Source organism: Streptomyces lienomycini (assembly GCF_027947595.1).
GTDB classification, from domain to species: Bacteria; Actinomycetota; Actinomycetes; order Streptomycetales; family Streptomycetaceae; genus Streptomyces; species Streptomyces lienomycini.
On sequence record NZ_CP116257.1, the window covers coordinates 5,487,508 to 5,508,017 of the forward strand.

The 20,510-nt window shown below is 72.6% G+C and carries 14 protein-coding genes and 1 pseudogene; 8 read left to right on the forward strand and 7 right to left on the reverse strand.

Translation table 11 applies throughout. From position 1 onward, the window contains the following. Positions 1-113: 113 nt before the first annotated feature. Entirely contained in the window at positions 114-3,626 is a 3,513-nt protein-coding gene (gene metH, locus BJ961_RS25000; RefSeq protein ID WP_271415034.1) for a methionine synthase, read from the reverse strand. Positions 3,627-4,005: 379 nt separating this feature from the next. Between metH and BJ961_RS25005 the strand changes: the two genes are divergently transcribed. From BJ961_RS25005 to parJ, 5 genes are all read left to right on the forward strand, one after another. Continuing rightward, positions 4,006-4,770 carry an IclR family transcriptional regulator gene (locus tag BJ961_RS25005; RefSeq protein ID WP_271415035.1) on the forward strand — a complete coding sequence of 255 codons (765 nt, stop codon included), beginning with the start codon at positions 4,006-4,008 and terminating at the stop codon, positions 4,768-4,770. Positions 4,771-5,111: 341 nt separating this feature from the next. Next, on the forward strand, positions 5,112-5,906 hold the full coding sequence (locus tag BJ961_RS25010; RefSeq protein WP_271415036.1) for an MIP/aquaporin family protein: 795 nt from the start codon (positions 5,112-5,114) through the stop codon (positions 5,904-5,906). A gap of 84 nt (positions 5,907-5,990) precedes the next feature. After that, positions 5,991-7,550, forward strand: coding sequence for a glycerol kinase GlpK (gene glpK, locus BJ961_RS25015; protein WP_271415037.1), 1,560 nt, complete (start codon positions 5,991-5,993; stop codon positions 7,548-7,550). An 8-nt stretch (positions 7,551-7,558) separates the two neighbouring features. Continuing rightward, positions 7,559-9,175, forward strand: coding sequence for a glycerol-3-phosphate dehydrogenase/oxidase (locus BJ961_RS25020; RefSeq protein WP_271415038.1), 1,617 nt, complete (start codon positions 7,559-7,561; stop codon positions 9,173-9,175). Between the two features lie 145 nt (positions 9,176-9,320). Next, positions 9,321-10,322: a filament polymerization regulator ParJ gene (gene parJ, locus BJ961_RS25025; protein ID WP_271415039.1), complete on the forward strand. Its 1,002-nt coding sequence runs from the start codon at positions 9,321-9,323 to the stop codon at positions 10,320-10,322. A gap of 74 nt (positions 10,323-10,396) precedes the next feature. Here the strand turns inward: parJ and mshC are convergent, their stop codons facing one another. From mshC to BJ961_RS25045, 4 genes are all read right to left on the reverse strand, one after another. Continuing rightward, entirely contained in the window at positions 10,397-11,626 is a 1,230-nt protein-coding gene (gene mshC / locus BJ961_RS25030) for a cysteine--1-D-myo-inosityl 2-amino-2-deoxy-alpha-D-glucopyranoside ligase (protein WP_271415040.1), read from the reverse strand. Positions 11,627-11,728: 102 nt separating this feature from the next. After that, entirely contained in the window at positions 11,729-12,559 is an 831-nt protein-coding gene (locus BJ961_RS25035) for an SCO1664 family protein (protein WP_271415041.1), read from the reverse strand. Next, positions 12,523-13,113: a DUF3090 domain-containing protein gene (locus BJ961_RS25040; protein WP_271415042.1), complete on the reverse strand. Its 591-nt coding sequence runs from the start codon at positions 13,111-13,113 to the stop codon at positions 12,523-12,525. The genes BJ961_RS25035 and BJ961_RS25040 overlap by 37 nt, the downstream gene beginning before the upstream one ends. An 82-nt stretch (positions 13,114-13,195) precedes the next feature. Further along, on the reverse strand, positions 13,196-13,882 hold the full coding sequence (locus BJ961_RS25045) for a histidine phosphatase family protein (RefSeq protein WP_271415043.1): 687 nt from the start codon (positions 13,880-13,882) through the stop codon (positions 13,196-13,198). A gap of 61 nt (positions 13,883-13,943) precedes the next feature. Between BJ961_RS25045 and BJ961_RS25050 the strand changes: the two genes are divergently transcribed. After that, on the forward strand, positions 13,944-14,939 hold the full coding sequence (locus BJ961_RS25050) for a magnesium and cobalt transport protein CorA (RefSeq protein WP_271415044.1): 996 nt from the start codon (positions 13,944-13,946) through the stop codon (positions 14,937-14,939). Between the two features lie 19 nt (positions 14,940-14,958). Here the strand turns inward: BJ961_RS25050 and BJ961_RS25055 are convergent, their stop codons facing one another. Both BJ961_RS25055 and BJ961_RS25060 read right to left on the reverse strand, forming a co-directional pair. Then, complete coding sequence (locus tag BJ961_RS25055; RefSeq protein WP_271415045.1) at positions 14,959-15,747, reverse strand: ferritin-like domain-containing protein; 789 nt, start codon at positions 15,745-15,747, stop codon at positions 14,959-14,961. Between the two features lie 236 nt (positions 15,748-15,983). Beyond that, the gene (locus BJ961_RS25060; protein WP_271415046.1) at positions 15,984-17,039 is read right to left on the reverse strand and encodes an LLM class F420-dependent oxidoreductase; all 1,056 of its coding nucleotides are present in this window, start codon (positions 17,037-17,039) and stop codon (positions 15,984-15,986) included. 113 nt (positions 17,040-17,152) lie between these two features. Here BJ961_RS25060 and BJ961_RS25065 point away from each other — a divergent pair, with 113 nt between their 5' ends. After that, the gene (locus BJ961_RS25065; protein ID WP_271415047.1) at positions 17,153-18,139 is read left to right on the forward strand and encodes an aldo/keto reductase; all 987 of its coding nucleotides are present in this window, start codon (positions 17,153-17,155) and stop codon (positions 18,137-18,139) included. After that, positions 18,136-20,480 (forward strand): annotated as a pseudogene (locus BJ961_RS25070) (helix-hairpin-helix domain-containing protein). Before BJ961_RS25065 ends, BJ961_RS25070 begins: the two are co-directional and overlap by 4 nt. The last annotated feature ends 30 nt before the right edge of the window (positions 20,481-20,510 follow it).

Consider the following 20,510-nt stretch of genomic DNA (forward strand, 5'->3'; position numbering starts at 1 on the left):
TTGAGGGACGATCAGGCCGGCTCCCACGAAGGGAGCCGGCCTGCGGTGGACCGACCAGTGTACGTCGTGCGGGACGCGAACGCCTGGTGTGGCCCCGGAGGCGGTGCGGGGCCTCAGCGGGCGTTGAAGTACTTCGCCTCCGGGTGGTGGATGACGATGGCGTCGGTGGACTGCTCGGGGTGGAGCTGGAACTCCTCGGAGAGGTGGACGCCGATGCGCTCCGGCTCCAGGAGGGCGGCGATCTTGGCGCGGTCCTCCAGGTCGGGGCAGGCGCCGTAGCCGAGGGAGAAGCGGGCGCCCCGGTACTTGAGGGCGAACATGTCCTCCATCCCGGCCGGGTCCTCTCCGGCGAAGCCGAGTTCGGAGCGCACGCGCGCGTGCCAGTACTCGGCGAGGGCCTCGGCGAGCTGGACGGACAGGCCGTGCAGTTCGAGGTAGTCGCGGTAGGCGTTGGCCTCGAACATGCGGGCCGTCTCCTCGCCGATGCGGGAGCCGACGGTGACGACCTGGAAGCCGACGACGTCCCTCTCGCCGGACTCCTCCGGGCGGAAGAAGTCGGCCAGGCACAGGCGCCGGCCGCGGCGCTGGCGGGGGAAGGTGAACCGGGTGCGCTCGTTGCCGTCGTCGTCGAGGACGATCAGGTCGTCGTCCTTGGAGACGCAGGGGAAGTAGCCGTAGACGACGGCCGCCTCCAGCAGGTTCTCCGTCTGGAGCCGGTCGAGCAGGCCCCGCAGCCGCGGCCGTCCCTCGGACTCGACGAGTTCCTCGTAGGAGGGTCCCTCGCCGGTGCGGGCCTGCTTGAGGCCCCACTGGCCCTTGAAGAGGGCGCCCTCGTCGAGCCAGGAGGCGTACTCCTTGAGCTGGATGCCCTTGACGACGCGGGTGCCGCGGAAGGGGGGCTCGGGGACGGGGTTGTCGGTGGCGACGTCGGAGCGGACGCTGCCCTCCTCGGGCCGCTCGTCGATCTCGACGGTGGCGGCCCGCACCCGGCGCTGCTTCAGCTCGGGCAGCTTGGCGCCGGGCACGCCGCGCTTGATGCCGATGAGGGCGTCCATGAGGCGCAGACCCTCGAAGGCGTCGCGGGCGTAGCGGACCTCGCCGTCGTAGACCTCGTGGAGGTCCTGTTCGACGTAGGCCCTGGTGAGGGCGGCGCCGCCGAGGATGACGGGGTAGTCGGCCGCCAGCCCCCGCTGGTTCAGCTCCTCCAGGTTCTCCTTCATGATCACCGTGGACTTGACCAGGAGCCCGGACATGCCGATGACGTCGGCCCTGTGCTCGTCGGCCGCCTCCAGGATCGCGGAGACCGGCTGCTTGATGCCGAGGTTGACGACGGTGTAGCCGTTGTTGGACAGGATGATGTCGACGAGGTTCTTGCCGATGTCGTGGACGTCGCCGCGGACGGTGGCCAGCACGATGGTGCCCTTGCCCGCGTCGTCGGTCTTCTCCATGTGCGGTTCGAGGTGGGCCACCGCGGTCTTCATGACCTCGGCGGACTGGAGCACGAACGGCAGCTGCATCTGACCGGAGCCGAACAGTTCGCCGACGACCTTCATGCCGTCGAGCAGGGTCTCGTTGACGATGTCGAGGGCGGGGCGCTCCTGGAGGGCGTCGTCCAGATCCCGTTCCAGGCCGTTCTTCTCGCCGTCGATGATGCGTCGCTTGAGGCGCTCCTCCAGCGGGAGGGCGGCGAGTTCCTCGGCCTTGGAGGCCCGCAGCGACTTGGCGGTGGCGCCCTCGAAGAGCGCCATCAGCTTCTGCAGCGGGTCGTAGCCCTCGCGGCGGCGGTCGTGGATCAGGTCGAGGGCGGTGGTGACCTGCTCCTCGTCGAAGCGGGCGATCGGCAGGATCTTGCTGGCGTGCACGATCGCCGAGTCCAGGCCCGCCTTGACGCACTCGTCGAGGAAGACGGAGTTGAGCAGGATGCGGGCGGCCGGGTTGAGGCCGAAGGAGATGTTGGACAGGCCGAGGGTGGTCTGCACGTCGGGGTGGCGCCGCTTCAGCTCGCGGATGCCCTCGATGGTGGCCAGGCCGTCCTTGCGGGACTCCTCCTGGCCGGTGCAGATGGTGAAGGTCAGGCAGTCGACTAGGATGTCGGACTCGTGGATGCCCCAGTTGCCGGTGAGGTCGTCGATGAGCCGTTCGGCGATCTCGACCTTCTTCTCGGCGGTGCGCGCCTGGCCCACCTCGTCGATGGTCAGGGCGATCAGCGCGGCGCCGTGCTCCCGGGCGAGCTTCGTGACGCGCGCGAACCGGGACTCGGGGCCGGCGCCGTCCTCGTAGTTCACCGAGTTGATGACCGCGCGGCCGCCGAGCTTCTCCAGGCCGGCCTGGAGAACGTCGACCTCGGTGGAGTCCAGCACGATCGGCAGCGTGGAGGCGGTGGCGAACCGGCCGGCCAGTTCCTCCATGTCGGCGACGCCGTCCCGGCCGACGTAGTCCACGCACAGGTCGAGCATGTGCGCGCCCTCGCGGATCTGGTCGCGGGCCATCTCGACGCAGTCGTCCCAGCGGCCGTCCAGCATGGCCTCGCGGAACTTCTTGGAGCCGTTGGCGTTGGTCCGCTCGCCGATGGCCAGGTAGGAGGTGTCCTGGCGGAAGGGCACCGTCTGGTAGAGCGAGGCGGCGCCGGGCTCGGGCCGCGGGTGCCGCTCGGTGGGGGCGGCGCCCCGGACGCGCTCGACGACCTGGCGCAGGTGCTCGGGGGTGGTGCCGCAGCAGCCGCCGACCAGGGACAGGCCGTACTCGCGGACGAAGGTCTCCTGCGCGTCGGCCAGCTCGGGCGCGGTGAGCGGGTAGTGGGCGCCGTCCTTGCCGAGGACGGGCAGACCGGCGTTGGGCATGCAGGACAGCGGGACGCGGGAGTGGCGGGCGAGGTAGCGCAGGTGCTCGCTCATCTCGGCCGGGCCGGTGGCGCAGTTCAGGCCGATCATGTCGATGCCGAGGGGCTCCAGCGCGGTGAGCGCGGCGCCGATCTCGGAGCCGAGGAGCATGGTGCCGGTGGTCTCGACGGTGACGGACACGATGACGGGGAGGTCCAGGCCCAGGGCGTCCAGGGCACGCCGGGCGCCGAGCACGGAGGCCTTGGTCTGGAGCAGGTCCTGAGTGGTCTCCACGAGCAGGGCGTCGGCGCCGCCGGCGACCAGGCCCTCGGCGTTGCGCTGGTAGGCGTCGCGCAGGACGGGGTACGGGGCGTGGCCGAGGGTGGGGAGCTTGGTGCCGGGGCCCATGGAGCCCAGCACCCAGCGCTGCCGGCCGTCGCGGGCGGCGAACTCGTCGGCCACCTCGCGGGCGACGCGCGCGCCGGCCTCGGACAGTTCGTGGACGCGCTCGGGGATGTCGTACTCGCCGAGGGCGGAGTGGTTGGCGCCGAAGGTGTTGGTCTCGACGGCGTCGACGCCGACGGCGAAGTACTCCTCGTGGACCGAGCGGACGATGTCGGGCCGGGTGAGGTTGAGGACCTCGTTGCACCCCTCCAGCTGCTGGAAGTCGTCCAGCGAGGGGTTCTGGGCCTGGAGCATGGTGCCCATGGCGCCGTCGGCGACCACCACGCGGGTGGCCAGGGCCTCTCGGAGGGCGGACACGCGGGTACGGGTGTCGGCGGGCGGGGTGGATGGCGACGAGGCCATGTAAGGGCTCCCTAGGATGCGACGGCTGTCGGCTTTGCGCCTCGCCCCGTGCCGTCCGTCGTGGACGCCCCCGGGGAGAACGCACGCCGCCAGGGTAGCCGGGACCGGGGCCCGATGGTCAGGGCGTCCACGAGACGGACGAGTATGGCGGGGCGAATACCCGCCGAACGGATGAGCCCGCGCTCTTGGGAGGCGGCCGTGCGTGCCCGTTCCCGGGCGGGTCGCGGAGGGCGGCCGCGGTCACCCGACGTGGCCGAAGTGCAACAGTTGCCCGCCGACCATTGGCGGGAGGTCGGCATGGACCGGTAGTGTTCGGCATTGCCGAACGACGTCAGCGACGCCGAGGTCGGCAGTCGAAGGGGACGGAGGCAGTACGTCGATGGCACGGAACATCCAGTCGCTCGAGCGGGCGGCCGCGATGCTGCGCCTGCTCGCGGGCGGCGAGCGGCGGCTCGGCCTGTCGGACATCGCCTCGTCGCTGGGTCTGGCCAAAGGCACCGCGCACGGCATCCTGCGCACCCTCCAGCAGGAGGGCTTCGTCGAGCAGGACGACACCTCCGGGCGCTACCAGCTGGGCGCCGAGCTGCTGCGCCTGGGCACGACCTACCTGGACGTGCACGAGTTGCGGGCCCGCGCCCTGGTGTGGACGGACGACCTGGCCCGCTCCAGCGGCGAGAGCGTCCACCTGGGCGTCCTGCACCAGCAGGGCGTCCTGATCGTGCACCACGTCTTCCGGCCCGACGACAGCCGGCAGGTCCTGGAGATCGGGGCCATGCAGCCGCTGCACTCGACGGCGCTGGGCAAGGTGCTGTCGGCGTACGACCCGGTCGCGCACAGCGAGGCGCTGGAGGCCGACCGCACGGCGTTCACGGACCGGACCGTCTGCGAACCGGACCGGTTCGAGCACATCCTGGACATCACGCGCGCACGTGGCTACGCCGCCGACGTCGAGGAGACCTGGGAGGGCATCGCCTCCATCGCCGCCCCCATCCACGACCGCAGGCGCATGCCGGTCGGCGCGGTCGGCATCACCGGGGCCGTGGAGCGGCTGCGCCGGGAGGGTGAGCTGCGGCCCGAGCTGGTCGCGGCGGTACGGGACTGCGCCCGCGCGGTGTCGCGGGACCTGGGCGCCGGGCGGTTCTAGGACCGTACGGGCGGACACGAGCGGTCACGGGCCGGGGCACCGAGGGTGTCCCGGCCCTCGGCGTACCCGGGCCCGGCCCCCGACGCGCCCCGACGGACGGACGGACCGATAACCCACGACGATCAATAACGATCGTGTTTTCGATTACACAGCTCTTGACGCGCGCCGGACGCCGAACGAGACTCGCGTCCATCGGTCGGCATTGTCGAACACCTACCGGCAATACGCGTTAGAGTGTGACAGTGCCAAGGGCCGCCATCGCTCTCACACCGAGGGCGCCGGAACACCCGGAGGGACCCGGGGGTTCGGCTTTCCCTGGACGAAGGACAAAGGAGTCGCGGGTGTCCAGCTCCGACATCTTCATCGGCGAGACCATCGGTACCGCCCTGCTCATCCTGCTCGGCGGCGGCGTGTGTGCCGCCGTCACGCTCAAGGCCTCCAAGGCACGCAACGCCGGCTGGGTCGCCATCGCCTTCGGGTGGGGCTTCGCCGTCATGACGGCGGCCTACATATCGGGTCCGCTCTCCGGCGCCCACCTCAACCCGGCCGTGACGGTCGGCATCGCGATCAAGGACGGCGACTGGGGCAACGTCCCGACCTACTTCGCGGGCCAGATCCTCGGTGCCATGATCGGCGCGGTCCTGGTCTGGGTCGCCTACTACGGCCAGTTCCAGGCCCACCTCACCGATCGGGAGATCGTCGGCGGTCCCGGCGCACAGGACACGACGGCCAAGTCCGTCGAGGCGCAGGAGAAGGGTGCGGGCCCCGTCCTGGGCGTCTTCTCCACCGGTCCCGAGATCCGGCACACGGTCCAGAACCTCGCCACGGAGATCATCGGCACCTTCGTGCTGCTGCTCGCCATCCTGACCCAGGGCCTGAACGACGAGGGCAACGGCCTCGGCGTCCTGGGCGCCCTGATCACCGGCTTCGTGGTCGTCTCGATCGGCCTGTCGCTCGGCGGTCCGACGGGATACGCGATCAACCCGGTCCGCGACCTCGGCCCGCGCATCGTGCACGCCCTGCTGCCCCTGCCCAACAAGGGCGGATCCGACTGGTCCTACGCCTGGATCCCGGTCGTCGGTCCGCTGATCGGCGGTGCGATCGCCGGAGGTGTCTACAACCTCGCGTTCGCCTGAGCGGGCCCCCGCTCGGCGATCATCGAGCCGCAGACCACGCACCGTACGCACCGGCCACCCACCACGGAATCCCAGGAGCACACAGTGACCGACTCCCACACCGCAGGCATCGCCTCCCACGGCCACGGGCCGTTCATCGCCGCGATCGACCAGGGCACGACCTCCTCGCGCTGCATCGTCTTCGACCGCGACGGCCGCATCGTCTCCGTCGACCAGAAGGAGCACGAGCAGATCTTCCCCAAGCCGGGCTGGGTCGAGCACGACGCCACCGAGATCTGGACCAACGTCCAGGAGGTCGTCGCCTCGGCCGTCGAGAAGGCCGGCATCACCCGCGACGACATCAAGGCCATCGGCATCACCAACCAGCGCGAGACCACCCTCGTCTGGGACAAGAACACCGGTGAGCCCGTCCACAACGCCATCGTCTGGCAGGACACCCGCACCGACGCCCTGTGCAAGGAGCTCGGCCGCAACGTCGGCCAGGACCGCTTCCGCCGCGAGACCGGCCTCCCCCTCGCGTCCTACTTCGCCGGTCCCAAGGCCCGCTGGCTGCTCGACAACGTCGACGGTGTGCGCGAGCGCGCCGAGGCGGGCGACCTGCTCTTCGGCACCATGGACACCTGGGTCATCTGGAACCTGACCGGTGGGGTGAACGGCGGCAAGCACGTCACCGACGTCACCAACGCCTCCCGCACCATGCTGATGAACCTGCACACCATGGCGTGGGACGAGAAGATCGCCGAGTCCATCGGCGTGCCGACGCAGATGCTGCCCGAGATCCGCTCCTCCGCCGAGGTCTACGGCGAGATCACCGGCGGCCGCCTCGGCGAGCTGCTCGGCGGCATCCCGGTGGCCTCCGCGCTCGGCGACCAGCAGGCGGCCCTGTTCGGCCAGACCTGCTTCTCCGAGGGCGAGACCAAGTCGACGTACGGCACCGGCACCTTCATGGTGATGAACACCGGTGACAAGCTGATCAACTCCTACTCGGGCCTGCTGACCACGGTCGGCTACAAGATCGGCGACCAGGACACGGTCTACGCCCTGGAGGGCTCGATCGCCGTCACCGGTTCGCTGGTGCAGTGGATGCGCGACCAGATGGGCCTGATCTCCACCGCCGCCGAGATCGAGACCCTCGCCCTGACCGTCGAGGACAACGGCGGCGCCTACTTCGTGCCGGCCTTCTCGGGCCTGTTCGCCCCGTACTGGCGCTCCGACGCCCGCGGTGTGATCGCCGGCCTCACCCGGTACGTGACCAAGGCGCACCTCGCGCGCGCCGTACTGGAGGCCACCGCCTGGCAGACCCGCGAGATCGCGGACGCCATGACGAAGGACTCCGGCGTGGAGCTGACCGCCCTCAAGGTCGACGGCGGCATGACCTCCAACAACCTGCTGATGCAGACCCTCGCCGACTTCGTGGACGCCCCCGTGGTGCGCCCGATGGTCGCCGAGACCACCTGCCTCGGCGCCGCCTACGCCGCCGGCCTGGCCGTCGGCTTCTGGAACAGCACCGACGACCTGCGCGCCAACTGGCGGCGGGCCGCCGAGTGGACCCCCCGCATGGACGCGGAGATCCGCGACCGTGAGTACAAGAGCTGGCTCAAGGCCGTCGAGCGGACCATGGGCTGGCTCGAGGACGAGGAGTAAGAAACACCATGACCACTCAGTCCACCCTGCAGTCCGTGCCTGCCCTGGGTACGCACCCGGCCTCCGGCTCGAACCCGAGCCGGGCCGAGACCCGGGAGCAGCTCTCCAAGGCGTCGTACGACCTTCTCGTGATCGGCGGCGGCATCCTGGGCATCTCCACCGCCTGGCACGCCGCGCAGTCCGGTCTCAGGGTGGCCGTGGTCGACGCCGGCGACTTCGCCGGCGCCACCTCCTCCGCCTCCTCCAAGCTGCTCCACGGCGGACTGCGCTACCTGCAGACCGGCGCGGTGAAGCTGGTGGCGGAGAACCACTTCGAGCGCCGTGCGGTCTCCCGCCAGGTGGCCCCGCACCTGGCGAACCCGCTCACCTTCTACCTCCCCGTGTACAAGGGCGGGCCGCACGGCGCGGCGAAGCTCGGGGCGGGCGTCTTCGCGTACTCGGCGCTGTCCGCCTTCGGTGACGGCGTCGGCCACCTGCTCTCCCCGGCCAAGGCCGCGCAGGACGTGCCGGAGCTGCGCACCGACAACCTGAAGGCCGTGGCCGTGTACGGCGACGACCAGATGAACGACGCCCGCATGGCCCTGATGACCGTCCGCGCGGCGGTCGACTCCGGTGCGGTCGTCCTCAACCACGCCGAGGTCACCGGCCTGCGTTTCACCAAGGGCCGGGTGACCGGTGCCGAACTGAAGGACCGGCTGAGCGGCGACGAGTTCGGGGTGAACGCCCGCCTGGTGCTCAACGCCACCGGTCCCTGGGTCGACCACCTGCGCCGCATGGAGAACCCGGACGCGGCTCCGTCCATCCGCCTGTCGAAGGGTGCGCACCTGGTGCTCAAGCGCACCGCGCCCTGGAAGGCGGCGCTGGCCACGCCGATCGACAAGTACCGGATCACCTTCGCCCTCCCCTGGGAGGACATGCTGCTGCTCGGCACGACCGACGAGGAGTTCGAGGGCGACCCGGCGGACGTCGCGGTCAACGACAAGGACATGACGCAGATCCTCGACGAGGCCGCGTTCTCCATCCGCGACCAGCAGCTCGACCGGGACCTGATCACGTACTCCTTCGCGGGCCTGCGCGTGCTGCCGGGTGGCCCCGGCGACACCTCGAAGGCCAAGCGCGAGACGGTCGTCACCGAGGGCAGGGGCGGCATGCTGTCCGTCGCGGGCGGCAAGTGGACGACCTTCCGCCACATCGGCCGTACGGTCATGAGGAAGCTGGAGGCCCTGCCCGGGCACCCGCTGGGCGACGACTTCGAGCCGATCGCGTCGCTGCCGAAGAAGCTGCCGCTGCCCGGTGTCGCCAACCCGCGCGCGGTCGCCCACCGGCTGCTGGTGGACGGCCCGGCGCCCGGCCCGCGCATGGCGGCGGACACCGCCCGGCACCTGGCCACGCACTACGGTTCGCTGGCCTTCGACATCGCCCGGCTCGCCAACGAGAGCCCTGAGCTGGCGCAGCGCGTCCACCCGGACGCCCCGGAGATCTGGGCGCAGGTCGTGTGGGCGCGGGACAACGAGTGGGCCGAGACGGCGGACGACGTGCTGCGCCGCCGTACGACGCTGACGATCCGCGGCCTCGCCACGGACGACGTCCGGGCACGGGTCCAGGACGTGCTCGACAAGAAGTAGGACCGGGCCCGCCCGCGGCGGGTGTCCGGACCCCGGGTACGGGGCAGTGATCCGTTCACTGCCCCGTACCCGGGGGCTGCGGGCGGCCCTTCGACACGCCGTAAGGTTGGGGGGTACGCGAGGGCACGTCGGAAGGAGGCACTGGGTGATCGAGCTCGAGGGGGTTCCCGAGCTGGTCGACCCGGTCATGGTGGCCGCGTTCGAGGGCTGGAACGATGCCGGTGACGCCGCCTCCACCGCGGTCGCGCATCTGGACAAGGAGTGGAAGGGCGAGGTGTTCGCGGCGCTGGACGCCGAGGACTACTACGACTTCCAGGTCAACCGTCCGACGGTCTTCATCGAGGACGGCGTCCGCAAGGTCACGTGGCCGACGACGAGACTCTCGGTGGTCCGGGTCGGCGGCGACAAACCGCGCGACCTCGTGCTCGTCCGGGGCATCGAACCGTCCATGCGCTGGCGCTCGTTCTGCAACGAGCTGCTCGGCTTCGCCCACGAGCTGGGCGTCGAGATGGTCGTCGTCCTGGGCGCCCTGCTGGGCGACACCCCGCACACCCGTCCGGTCCCGGTGAGCGGTACCACGTCGGACGCCGACCTGGCCCGGCGCATGGACCTGGAGGAGACCAAGTACGAGGGCCCCACGGGCATCGTCGGCATCCTCCAGGAGGCGTGCACGCACGCGGGCGTACCGGCCGTGTCCCTGTGGGCCGCGGTGCCGCACTACGTGTCGCAGCCGCCCAACCCGAAGGCCACGCTGGCCCTGCTGAACCGGCTGGAGGACCTGATCGGGGTGCGCGTCCCGCTGGGCGAGCTGCCCGAGGACGCACGTGCCTGGCAGGTGGGCGTGGACCAGCTGGCCGCCGAGGACACCGAGGTCGCCGAGTACGTCCAGTCGCTGGAGGAGGCCCGGGACACCGCGGAGCTGCCGGAGGCGTCGGGCGAGGCCATCGCGCGCGAGTTCGAGCGGTATCTGCGGCGGAGGGACGGGGCGGGGCCGGGCGGGCCCGGGGCACCTGGTGGGCATGCCACGGCGGACGGCGGTGACGGGCCGACCGGTACGCCGTTCCTGCGGGACAACCCGAGCGGGCGGGCGCGGCCGCCGAAGCCCCCGAAGACGGGCGGGGACGACGAGGAGTCCTCGGAGGACTGAACGAACGAGCCGAACGAACGAGCCAGGGGGCGCTTCCCGGGAAGCGCCCCCTGGCTCGTTGGCGTCCGCGTCCGTTACAGCGCAACGCCCAGCAGGGCGTCCACCGTCCGCGAGACGACGCCCGGGGCGCCGATGTCCGTGCCGCCGGTCTCCTGCTGGAGGGCGGCCCAGCGGTCGACCGCGGCGAGGGCGGCCGGTGAGTCCAGGTCGTTCGCGAGGGCTTCGCGGATCTGCTCCACCAGGGCCTCGGCGGGCGGGCCGTCGGGGCGGGAGACGGCGGCACGCCAGCGCTCCAGCCGGGCGAGGGCGTCCCGGAGCACCTGGTCGGTCCACTCCCAGTCGGAGCGGTAGTGGTGCGCGAGGAGGGTGAGCCGGATGGCGGCCGGGTCGACGCCTTCGCGGCGCAGCTGGGAGACGAAGACGAGGTTGCCCTTGGACTTGGACATCTTCTCGCCGTCGAGACCGACCATGCCGGCGTGGACGTACGCCTTGGCCATGGGGAACTCGCCGGTGAGGGCCTGGGCGTGCGAGGCGCCCATCTCGTGGTGCGGGAAGGCGAGGTCGGAGCCGCCGCCCTGGACGTCGAAGCCCATGCCGAGGTGGTCGAGGGCGATGGCGACGCACTCGATGTGCCAGCCGGGGCGCCCGCGGCCGAGGGTGCCGCCGTCCCAGCTGGGTTCGCCCTCGCGGGCGGCCATCCACAGCATCGGGTCGAGCGGGTTCTTCTTGCCGGGCCGGTCCGGATCGCCGCCCCGTTCGGCGGAGAGCAGCCGCATGGTGGCGGCGTCGAGGTGGGAGACGCCGCCGAAGTGGGGGTCCGCCTCGACGGAGAAGTAGACGTCGCCCTCGAGCTCGTAGGCCGCGCCGGCGTCGCGCAGCCGCTCCACGAGCGGGACGATGCCGGGTATGGCCTCCACGGCGCCTATGTAGTGGCGCGGCGGCAGCATCCGCAGCGCCGTCATGTCCTCGCGGAAGAGGGCGGTCTCCTGCTCGGCGAGGGCGGTCCAGTCGACGCCGTCGCGCACGGCGCGCTCGAGGAGCGGGTCGTCGACGTCGGTGACGTTCTGGACGTAGTGGACCTGCCGCTTGGTGTCGAGCCACACGCGCTGCACGAGGTCGAACGCGTTGTAGGTCGCCGCGTGCCCCATGTGGGTGGCGTCGTACGGCGTGATGCCGCAGACGTAGATACGGGCGACGGGACCGGGGTCGAGGGTGACCGGGCCGCCGGTCGCGGTGTCGTGGATCCTCAGGTCGCGGCCCTGACCAGGCAGGGCGGGGACCTCGGAAGCGGGCCAGGCATGCATGTCATGAGCCTAACCGGACGGGTGTTCCGTACACGAACCGGACCGGTCCGGATGGCCGGTAAGGCGCTCTTGCGCGACACCGGCCGCTGTGCGGGGGCGCGGCTACACGGGCGGCCAGGGGATGGCCGGCCACTCGCCGCTCGGTTCGGGGTGCTTCCCGGAGGTGAGCAGGGCGCCGACCCGCGCGCGCGTGGCGTCGAGTTCGGCGGGGGTGATGAGCGCGGCGAGCCGGATCGCCAGGGCGCCGCCGTCCTCGAGGCCCTCCTTGAGGGCGTCGAGCACCGCCAGGGCCTCCCCGGTGAGGGGGTCGCCCGCCCAGCCCCACAGGAGGGTGCGGAGCTTGTTCTCGGCGTTGAAGGTGACGCCGTGGTCGATGCCGTAGAGCCGCTCCCCCGCCGCGGGCAGCAGGTGGCCGCCCTTGCGGTCGGCGTTGTTGATCACGGCGTCCAGGACGGCGAGCCGGCGCAGCCGTTCGTCGTCGGCGTGCACGAGCAGCGCGGTGCGGCCCTCGCCGACCTCGGCGAGCGCGATCCCCTTCCAGCCGGGACCGGGCTCCTCCTCGTCGACCAGGGCGAGGAGTTCCGTCTCCGGGACCGTCTCGATCCACAGCTGGACCATGCCCTCGCCGTACGGGCCGTCGCGCAGCACGGTGGGCGGGACCAGGCCCCAGCCGGTGGCCTCGGAGACCTCGTAGGCGGCGACCTCGCGCTGGGCGAGGGTGCCGTCGGGGAAGTCCCACAGGGGCCGCTCCCCGGCGACCGGCTTGTAGACGCAGGCCGCCTCGCGTCCCTCGTGGGTCACCGCGCAGTACAGGGCGGCGTTGGAGGCGTCACGGATGCGCCCGCGCACGGTCAGCTCGCCCCGGGCGAGCAGTTCGGCGGACGCCGCGTCGGTGGTCACGCTCCGCGGCGGTATCCGTTCTGGCGCGGACATACGTGTCCTTCCGGGTCGAGCGGGAGGCTGCACAGCGGGCACGGCGGCCGCCCGGCGTTGACGACGTCGAGGGCGCGCTTGGCGAAGGCCCTGGCCTGCGCGCCGGTGAGGCGGACCCGGAGCATGGGCGGGCCGTTCTCCTCGTCCTGGAGGAGCTTCTCCTCGGCCTCGGCCAGGTCCTCCTCGGACTCGGCGTCCAGCTCCACGAGGGCCTGCGCCTCGACGATCATGCGCTGGTCCTCGCCGTCCCAGGCCAGTGCCATGGTGCCGACCCGGAACTCCTCCTCGACGGGGGTGTCGAGCGGCGCCGTGTCGGCGGGTCCGGTGGGCGCGGCGGCGGGGACGACGGTGCTGCCGCCGCTGCGCCGTACGACTTCGTCCAGAAGCTCGTCCATGCGCTCGGCGAGGGCGGCGACCTGGGTCTTCTCCAGGGCCACGCTGGTCACCCGGGAGCCGGCGATGGCCTGGAGGAAGAACGTACGGCGCCCGGGCAGCCCGACCGTACCGGCCACGAAACGTTCCGGTTGGTCGTAGAGGAACACCTGACGGGACACGTCCTGTCTCCATGGGAGTCGGGGAAGGCGGAAGATCGGGGGCAGTGCTGCCGCGACCGGTTCACCCTACTGCGGCGGACGATCACGGTGCGCCCGCACCACCCCCGACCGGGGCTTCGTCGCCGTGCGGCTCCTCGCGCGGGGCGAGGGAGGCGAAGTCGCCGGTGTCGCCGAGGCGGACGAGGAAGGGGCGCAGCCGGGTGTAGCGGATGGCGGTGACGGAGCAGGGCTCGACGGAGATCCGCTGGAAGAGGTCGAGGTGGAGGCCGAGTGCCTCGGCGACGAGGGACTTGATGATGTCGCCGTGGGAGCACATGAGGTAGACGGCGTCGGCGCCGTGGTCGCGCTCCACGCGCGCGTTCCACTCGCGTACCGCCTCGGCGGCGCGGGTCTGCATGGCGCGCATCGACTCGCCGCCGGGGAAGGCCGCGGCGGACGGGTGCGCCTGGACGACCTGCATCAGGGGTTCGTCCTGGAGTTCGGCGAGTTTGCGGCCGGACCAGTCGCCGTAGTGGCACTCCCCGATCCGTTCGTCGGTGTGTACCCGCAGTTCGGGCCGGGCGTCGAGCAGCGGCCGGAGGGTCTCCTGGCAGCGCTGCAGGGGGCTGGTGACGATCTCGGAGAGTGGCAGGCCGGCGAGCCGCCCGGGGAGCGCGGCGGCCTGCGCGGCCCCGCGTTCGTCGAGGGCGACGCCGGGCGTCCAGCCGGCGAGCAGCCCCTCGGTGTTGGCGGTGGAACGTCCGTGCCTAACCAGGATCAGCGTGGGCATGCGGCCAGGGTAGGCGTACGGCGCGGCGCCGGGGCGCCGGGACGAGGGGAGAATGGGTTCGGTGATCGTCGACTGCGCCATCTACCGGGACGGGCACCGCACGGACGGGCCCGAGGACCTCTCCGACGCGCTCGGTGAGGCCCGGGGGGCGGGCGGCTTCGTCTGGATCGGCCTGCACGAGCCGACGGAGGAGGAGTTCGCGCTGGTCAGCCAGGAGTTCGCGCTGCACCCGCTGGCGGTGGAGGACGCCCTCAAGGCGCACCAGCGGCCCAAGCTGGAGGTGTACGACGACTCGCTCTTCGCCGTCCTCAAGCCGGTCGTGTACGAGCCGGACAGCGACGCCGTCTCCACCGGCGAACTCATGATCTTCCTGGGTGACGCGTTCGCGGTCGTCGTCCGGCACGGGGAGGGGGCCCCGCTCAAGGCCGTACGGCGGCGTCTGGAGCACGAGCCCGAACTGCTCGGCAAGGGCCCCACGGCGGTGCTGTACGCGATCGCCGACGCCGCCGTCGACCACTATCTGGAGGTGGCGGTCGAACTGCAGACCGACCTGGAGGAGCTGGAGGCCGAGGTCTTCTCGCCGGAGGGCGGCGGGTCCCGGCACACCGCGTCCCGCATCTACACCTTCAAGCGGCAGGTACTGGAGTTCCGCCGGGCGACCGGCCCGCTGGCGCCGCCGCTGGCCCGGCTGGCCGGGACGGGGGCGTACGGGGGCACGGTGCCGTTCGTGAACGACAGGGCGCGGCCGTTCTTCCGGGACGTGAGCGACCACCTGACGCGCGTGAACGAGTCGGTGGAGGGCCTGGACCGGCTGGTGTCGGACATCCTGTCGGCGCATCTGGCGCAGACGAGTGTCCGGCAGAACGACGACATGCGGAAGATCTCCGCGTGGGCGGCGATGGCGGCGGTCCCCACGATGCTCGCGGGGGTCTACGGCATGAACTTCGACCACATGCCGGAGTTGCACTGGGTGGGGGGCTACCCGGCGGTGATCGCGCTGATGGCCGTCCTGGAGGTGCTGCTGTACCGGCAGTTCAAGCGCCGCGGCTGGTTGTAGGGCCGACGGGCCGGGCGGGTCAGGCGACCTCGGGGGCCACGGCGGGGGGTCCGCCGAGCGCGTCGCGCCGTTCGGGTGCCCGCAGGGTCACCATGCGGCGCCAGCCGGCCAGCCGCTCCGCGGCGTACATCGCGTGGATGCCCGCCGCGAGCAGCACCGACCGGGGGCGAGACCAGCCGAGGATGCGCCCCATGCGGGCCATCACCGCGAGGCTGACGTCGCGGTGGACGCGGATCTCGGCGTGCGCGCACTCGCGCAGCGTCCGCCGGATGTACGGGCCGTGTCCGGCGGCGGCGTAGCGCAGCAGTTCCTCGTGGGAGTAGGCGAGGTGGTTGTCCTCGTCGGCCGAGATCATCCGGATCGCACGGCCCAGGTCCGGGTGGTCGGCGAAGTGCCTGAGGAGCATCGCCATCTGCTCGGCGGCGCGCTGCTCGGTGACCCTGCTGTGGGCGAGGTAGGTGATGACGTCCCGCACGGTGAGGGGCCGGTCGGCCCTGAGCTTCTCGTGGGCGAGGCCGATGCCGTGCCGCTCCAGGAGGGCGGTGTAGTCGGTCTGGGGCGGTACGTCGACGGGTTCGAGGCCGCGCTTTTTGAGCAGGGCGTTGAAGATCCGGCCGTGCTTGTCCTCGTCGGCGCCGTGCCGGGTGATCTTGGGGGCGAGGTCGCGTTCGCTCTCGGGCACCAGTTCCGCGATGCGCGCGTTCTCCCAGCCTCCCTGGGACTCGCCGCTGGCCGCGATGGAGCAGAAGAGCCGGAACGACTCGTCGTTGTCGAGGATCTCCTGGAAAAGGCTCTTGGCCGAAAGCATCGGGGGGCACCTCTCTGCCGCTGCGTGGTCCGCAGGTTCCGCACACTCCGCGATGCACGAGTCAACTGCGGGGCAGGGGGCGCGGCAACAGGTGCGGTGGACGGCTCCGCCGAACGAAGGACGCCGGGCGCGCGCGGGGGCGTAACCACGCGCGCGTGGGCGCGTTGTTCTTCGTGACGGCCGTGGCGGGGAAGACCCCCGAGCCCCCACCACGGCCGCAGAACTTCTCCGCGGTGCTACGCCAGTCCGGCGCGCTCCAGGGCCTCGGTGCCGGCGCGCAGGGCGGCGAGCCGCTCGTCCAGGGTGAAGCCCGCGGGGGCGAGGGTCAGGGTGGTGACACCGGCCGCGGCGTAGGCCTTCATCCGGTCGGCGATGCGGTCGACGGAGCCGAGCAGCGTCGTCCGGTCGATCAGCTCGTGCGGTACGGCCTCGGCGGCGCCCTGCTTGTCGCCGGAGAGGTACTTGTCCTGGATGTCGGCGGCCGCCCGCTCGTAGCCCATGCGCTGGGCGAGCTGGTTGTAGAAGTTCTGCTTGCGGCTGCCCATGCCGCCGACGTAGAGCGCGGTGTACGGCCGGAAGGTGTCGGCGAGTGCGGTGACGTCCTTGTCTTCACCCAGGGCGAGCGGCAGCGTCGGGCAGATGTCGAACCCGTCGAGGGTCTTGCCCGCCTTCTCGCGTCCGGCGCGCAGGTGCTTGACCGCGGTCTCCTCCAGGTGGTCGGCGGAGGGGAAGATGAGCAGGGCGCCGTCGGCGATCTCGCCGGTCTGCTCCAGGTTCTTCGGGCCGATGGCCGCGACGTACAGCGGGATGTGCTCGCGCTGCGGGTGCACGGTCAGCTTGATCGGCTTGCCGGGGCCGCCGGGCAGCGGCAGCGTCCAGTGCTGTCCTTCGTAGGACAGCCGTTCCCGGGTCATCGCCTTGCGGACGATCTCGACGTACTCGCGGGTGCGGGCGAGCGGCTTGTCGAACTTGACGCCGTACCAGCCCTCGGAGACCTGCGGTCCCGACACGCCGAGGCCGAGGCGGAAGCGGCCCTTGGACAGGGAGTCCAGGGTGGCGGCGGTCATCGCGGTCATCGCGGGCTGGCGGGCCGGGATCTGGAAGATCGCCGAGCCCACGTCGATGCGCTCGGTCTGGGCGGCGACCCAGGTCAGCACGGTGGCCGCGTCGGAGCCGTAGGCCTCGGCGGCCCAGCACACGGCGTATCCGAGCCGGTCGGCCTCCTGGGCCACGGCCAGATTGTCCGCGTCCATTCCGGCACCCCAGTAGCCGAGGTTGATCCCGAGCTGCATGGCCGATTCCCCTTACCGATCAGTAACGTGGCTGGTGTCCCGACCTTAGCGCGCGGAATTCGGTTGTCCACAGGCCCCCACAGCGCAAGCGGCGGCCAGTAATGTCGGCGTTCATGGAGCAGAGGCATCTCGGCCGCACCGGCCTGCGCGTGTCCCGCATCGGTCTCGGCACCCTGACCTGGGGCCGGGACACGGACGAGCACTACGCCGCGGACCTCTTGAAGACCTTCTGGGAAGCGGGCGGGACCCTCGTCGACACCGCGGACGTCTACGGCGACGGGGAGTCGGAGTATCTGCTGGGCCGGATCATGGAGGGGCTGGTGCCGCGCCGGGACCTGGTGGTCTCGACCAAGGCCGGCAGCGTGCCGGACCCCGACCGCCGCTTCGACGGCTCGCGTGCCCATCTGCTCTCCGCGCTGGACGCCTCCCTCGCCCGTCTGGGCACCGACCACGTCGACGTGTGGCACCTGCACGCCTTCGACCCGCACACTCCGCTGGAGGAGACGCTGCACGCCCTGGACGTGGCGGTGAGCAGCGGCCGGGCACGTTATGCGGGGGTCTCCAACTTCTGCGGCTGGCAGCTCGCCAAGGCGGCGACCTGGCAGCTGGCGGCGCCGGGCGTCCGCAACCGGGTGGCGAGCACCCAGATGGAGTACTCGCTGCTCCAGCGGGGCGTCGAGCGGGAGGTGCTGCCGGCCGCCCTGGACCTGGGCGTCGGGCTGCTGCCCTCGTCCCCGCTGGGCCGCGGGGTGCTCACCGGCAAGTACCGCAAGGACGCGACGCCGTCGGGCTCGCGGGGCGCCTCGGACCATCTGGCGCCGTTCGTCGAGCCCTACCTCGACGACACGGCCGGGCGCATCGTGGACGCGGTGGCGACCGCGGCGGACGGGCTGGCGGTGACGCCGCTGCAGGTCGCCCTCGCCTGGGTGCGCGACCGGCCCGGGGTGGTCGCCCCGATCATCGGCCCGCGCAACGCGCAGCAGCTCACGGCGGCGTTGTCAGTGGAGACCCTTAGTCTTCCTGACGAGATCTGCCGGGCGCTCGACGACGTGTCGGCGCCGGTGCACCGCTATCCCGATCACGACTGGAGCACGCTGTGAGCACGGAGCCCGAGCCCGCCACCGAGGACACCGCGGACGCCGTGGACACCGGGCCGGAGACCCCGGGCACCGTGGGCGAGGCCTGGGCGGCCGCCCAGGCCGGGCCGTCGGCGGACCCAGCCGTCGGCCGCACGGCCGAGCCGGAGGACGACGTCGCCGCCGGGGAGAGCGGCGGTGGCACCCCGGGAGCGAGGCCGCCGAGCCGGCGGACGGAGAGGGCCCGGTCGGGGCCCGGGAGGGCGGCGAGGGCGCGGGCGCGCAGGTGTCCGAGGGCGAGGCCGAGCTGGCCGCGCAGCGGGTCGAGCGGGAGCGGATCGAGCGGCGCAGGGCCGAGCGGCAGGGGCCGGTCGACGCGGGGGCAAGCTCAGCGGTACGGCGGCCGACCTGCTCGCCGCGGTACGGGCCGTGGAGAGCGGCGCGAAGCCGGCGGCCGCGGTCTTCGGCGCCCCCGAGCCCGCCCGCCGCCCCGCCCCGGAGCCGGTACGACAGCCCCGGCCCGCGTCGGCCGCCCCCTCCCCGAGCCCGTGGCGGGGCCTGCGGCGGAGACCGTGCAGGCGGCGCGGCGTGTGCTGGCCGAGGGCGGGGCCCCCGAAGCGCTCGCGCCGGGGATCGCCGCGCTCCTCGGTGAGGGTGCTCAGGAGGCACTGCGCGCGGACCCCTGGCAGCTGCTCCGGGTCGCCGGAGTGCGGCCGGACCAGGCCGACGGGTTCGCCCGCGCGCTGCTCGGCGCGGAGTGCGGTCCGGACGACGAGCGTCGCGGCCGTGCCGTCACCGTGTGGCTCCTGGAGCAGGCGGCGCTGGCCGGGCACACGGCGCTGGAGCTGCCGCGGCTCACGGCCACGCTGGCCCAGCGCGGCGTGCCCGACCCCGAGGCCGCGGTGCAGAGCACGCTCGCCGAGGGTGAGGCGCTGGCCTTCCAGGACGCCCTGGAGGAGACCGGCGCCCGCCCGGCGGACGCGGCCGGCGGCGCCGGGGGCGCGGACGGAAGCGGGGACGGGGAGGAGAGCGAGGAGCGTCCCGTCCGGGTGCTGATCGGGCTGGAGCGGTACGCGCTCGCGGAGGAGAGCCTCGCCGACGGACTGGCCCGGCTGGTCAACTCGGCGCCCCAGCAGGACGGTTCCGCCGCGGACTGGGAGCAGGCCGCCGCCTCCGCTCAGGGCTCCACCGCCGAACTGATCCGTGCCGTCGCCGGACACGGGCTGGTCCTGCACACCGGAGGCGAGGCGTCCCTGGCCGAGCCGGCCGCCCTGCTGCACGCCGCGCACGCCCTGGGGCTGCGGGCCTGGGCCGCCGCGCCCGGGCCGCTCGGCCGCGACCGCTTCGCCGCCCTGCTGGGGACCCGCCCTCCGCGCCGTCCTCCGCGCCGGTCCCCGCCCCGCCCTCCCCGGGTGCCGTCACGGTGGCCGGGCTGCTGACCGGGGCCGAGGGGCCGGGGCGGGACGCCGACGGCGCGCTGGACCTCGACCTGCTGGTCGTGCTCGACGCGCCGCAGCTCGACGTCGAGGCGGGCGCCCTGCTGGCGGAGTCGCTGCCGGACGGGGCCCGGCTGGTGCTGGCCGGTGATCCGGCGGTGCTCTGGTCGGCGGGCCCCGGGCGGGTCTTCGCGGACCTGCTGGCGGCGCGGGCCTGCCCCCAGATCGCCTCGCGTCGGCCCGACCCCGGCCCGCTCGGCGAGCTGGTGTCGGGTGTCGGCATCGGTGAGCTGGGCCAGGTGGAGGCGCCCGGCAAGGAGGTCGTGATCGTCCCGGTGCGGGACGCGGGCGAGGCCGTGCACCGCACCGTCCAGCTCGTGGCGGACTCGGTGCCGCGCGCGATCGGCGTCCCGGCCGAGGAGACCCAGGTCATCACGCCGGGCCACGGCGGCGCCGCGGGCACCCGGGCGCTCAACGCCGCGCTGAAGGAACGGCTGAACCCTGGCCCCGGCCGCTTCGGCGGCTTCGACCCCGGCGACCGGGTCGTCCACTCCCCCGCGCCGGGTCGTACGCGTCCGGGCCTGGTGGTGAAGGCCGACGCCGACGGGCTGCACCTGTCGTGCGCGGGTGAGGCCGTGGTCGTGCCCAGGGACCGGGTGGAGGGATCCGTACGCCACGGATGGGCGCTCACCGCCCACCAGGCGCTGGGCGGCCGGTGGCCCGCGGTGGTGGTGGTGCTGCCCGGCGACGCGGCGCAGGCCCTCAGCCGCCCCTGGGTCTACACGGCGTTCGGCCGCGCCGCGCGGCACCTGTCCGTGGTGCACGGCGTGGAGCAGGCGCTGCCCCGGGCCGTGGCGGAGGTCCCGGCCAAGCCGCGGACGACCCGGCTGTCGGTGCTGCTCGCACCGCAGGTCCCGGTCTCCGGCTGACCCGCCCCCGGCCCTGACCCGTCGCCGGAC

Coding starts and splice junctions, on each gene's coding strand:
- metH (WP_271415034.1), bottom strand. CDS start 3,626: ATGGCCTCGTCGCCATCCACCCCGCCCGCCGACACCCGTACCCGCGTG.
- BJ961_RS25005 (WP_271415035.1), top strand. CDS start 4,006: ATGGCACGGAACATCCAGTCGCTCGAGCGGGCGGCCGCGATGCTGCGC.
- BJ961_RS25020 (WP_271415038.1), top strand. CDS start 7,559: ATGACCACTCAGTCCACCCTGCAGTCCGTGCCTGCCCTGGGTACGCAC.
- mshC (WP_271415040.1), bottom strand. CDS start 11,626: ATGCATGCCTGGCCCGCTTCCGAGGTCCCCGCCCTGCCTGGTCAGGGC.
- BJ961_RS25035 (WP_271415041.1), bottom strand. CDS start 12,559: ATGTCCGCGCCAGAACGGATACCGCCGCGGAGCGTGACCACCGACGCG.
- BJ961_RS25045 (WP_271415043.1), bottom strand. CDS start 13,882: ATGCCCACGCTGATCCTGGTTAGGCACGGACGTTCCACCGCCAACACC.
- BJ961_RS25055 (WP_271415045.1), bottom strand. CDS start 15,747: ATGCTTTCGGCCAAGAGCCTTTTCCAGGAGATCCTCGACAACGACGAG.
- BJ961_RS25060 (WP_271415046.1), bottom strand. CDS start 17,039: ATGCAGCTCGGGATCAACCTCGGCTACTGGGGTGCCGGAATGGACGCG.
- BJ961_RS25065 (WP_271415047.1), top strand. CDS start 17,153: ATGGAGCAGAGGCATCTCGGCCGCACCGGCCTGCGCGTGTCCCGCATC.